The organism is Tahibacter caeni (assembly GCF_024609805.1).
GTDB lineage: Bacteria > Pseudomonadota > Gammaproteobacteria > Xanthomonadales > Rhodanobacteraceae > Tahibacter > Tahibacter caeni.
Map to the genome: position 1 here is coordinate 1 of NZ_JANFVR010000529.1, position 2,099 is coordinate 2,099.

The 2,099-nt window shown below is 70.9% G+C and carries 2 protein-coding genes; both read left to right on the forward strand.

What is annotated here, in order from left to right; translation table 11 throughout:
• The coding region (locus NON22_RS23460; RefSeq protein WP_343231956.1) for an AMP-binding protein at nucleotides 1-1,040 on the forward strand (1,040 nt) is incomplete at its 5' end.
• On the forward strand, nucleotides 1,037-1,999 hold the full coding sequence (locus tag NON22_RS23465) for a WxcM-like domain-containing protein (RefSeq protein ID WP_257389406.1): 963 nt from the start codon (nucleotides 1,037-1,039) through the stop codon (nucleotides 1,997-1,999). The genes NON22_RS23460 and NON22_RS23465, both read left to right, overlap by 4 nt.
• Nucleotides 2,000-2,099: the final 100 nt, after the last annotated feature.

Genomic DNA, 2,099 nt, shown 5'->3' on the forward strand with positions numbered 1-2,099 from the left:
TGCGCAACGGCAGCGAGCCCGTCGTCGCCATGCTCGCGAGCGTCGCGGTCGGCGCGGTCTGGACCGCGCCGCCGCCGGCACGGGCCGCCGACGTGTTCGCGAAACTGCAGCCGCGCCTGGTGTTCGCCGACGCGCAGCACGCGGACGCCGCCGCGGCGCCGCAGGCCGACCTCGTCATCGTCGGCGCGCGGCGCGGCGAACACACGCACTGGAACGACCTGCTCGCCGCGGACGCGCCGCCGCTGAGCTTCGAGCTCGCCGGCTTCGAGCATCCGCTGTACGCGCTCGCGCGCGACGACGGCGAGATCAGCCTGCATTCGGCCGGCGGCACCCTGATCCAGCATCTCAAGGATCTCGTGCTGCAGACCGACCTCAAACGCGAGGACCGCGTACTGCATGCGGCCGCGCCGCATACGCCCTACTGGCACTGGCTGACGTCGGCGCTCGCGGTCGGCGCGACGCTCGTGCTGGCCGGCGCGGACTTCGCACTGGATAGACCGGACGCCTGGGACCTCGTCGACGAACACGCGGTCAGCGTGCTCGCGACCGACACGGCACAGCTCGCCGCGTTCTCCGCGTCCTCGCTGCAGCCGCGCGAGTCGCACAAGCTGCTCGCGCTGAAGACCGTGCTCGCGGTCGGCGCGGCGCCGCCAGCGGCGGCGATCGAAGCGGTCTACGCGCGCGTCAAGGACCGGCTGATGCTGTCGCTGTGCGGCGGCGACGCGGGCGGGCTGAGCTTCGTCGCGCTGGGTTCTCCACTATTGCCGGTGTATACAGACGAACTGCAATGCCGCGGCCTCGGCATGCGCGCCGAAGTGCTGGCCGCCGACGGCCGCGCGCTGAACGAGCAGCCGGGTCTGCTGGCCTGTCTCGCACCGTTTCCGGCGCTGCCGCTGGGCTTCGTCGGCGACGACGACGGCGCGCGTTTCCGCGACTGCTATTTCGCCCGGCGCGCGCAGGCCTGGTGCAGCGGCGAGCACGCGCTGCTGACGCAGCACGAAGGCCTGCAGCTCGCCCCTTTCGACCAGGATCACGCATGAGCCACTACGTCCATCCGCTGGGTTGCTGCGAAAGCGGCCAGGTCGGCGATCGCACGCGCATCTGGGCCTTCGCCCACGTGCTGCCGGGCGCGCGCATCGGCGCCGACTGCAACATCTGCGACCACGTATTCATCGAGAACGACGTCGTCGTCGGCGACCGCGTCACGGTCAAGTGCGGCGTGCAGCTGTGGGACGGCCTGCGCGTCGAGGACGACGTGTTCATCGGTCCGAACGCGACGTTCACGAACGACCCGTTCCCGCGCAGCAAGCAGTATCCCGAGAAGTTCGCGCAGACCACGCTGGGCCGCGGCGCTTCGATCGGCGCGAACGCGACGATACTGCCCGGCGTCAGCATCGGCAGTCATGCGATGGTCGGCGCCGGCGCCGTCGTCACGCGCTCGGTGCCGCCGCACGCGATCGTCGTCGGCAATCCCGCGCGCATCACCGGCTATGTATCTTCGGCGCGGCAGCACACGAGCCGTCAGGGCGGCGTCACGGCGTTTCCGCCGGAACCCGGGGTCACGCCGACCGAAGTCCGCGGCGTGACGCTGCATCGCCTGCGTCAGGTCGGCGACCTGCGCGGCAGTCTCAGCGTCGGCGAGTTTCCCGACGACATCCCGTTCCCGGTGCGACGCTATTTCGTCATCTATGACGTGCCGAGCGCCGAGACGCGCGGCGAGCACGCGCACCTGACCTGCCACGAGTTCCTGATCTGCGTCAAAGGCAGTGTCGCGGTCGTCGTCGACGACGGGCAGCGGCGCCAGGAGTTCCTGCTCGACCGTCCCGAGATCGGCCTGCACATGCCGCCGATGGTCTGGGGCATCCAGTACAAGTATTCCAGCGACGCGGTGCTGCTCGTGTTCGCCTCGCACCACTACGAGGCCGACGACTACGTGCGCGACTATGATCGCTTCGTCGCGCTGAAGCAGGCCGGCGACAGCGGCGCGGACGCGACCTAGCGGCCGCCCCAGAGCGGCGGCAGCACGCTGTCCGCGTCGTTCGCGGCGACCGCGGACGCCGCACTGCCGAAGCCCGGCGCGAACGCCGCGGCGAGGCCCG

What these genes read in the sequence shown, in the direction of transcription:
- NON22_RS23465 (WP_257389406.1), top strand. Translation starts at nt 1,037, where the DNA reads ATGAGCCACTACGTCCATCCGCTGGGTTGCTGCGAAAGCGGCCAGGTC.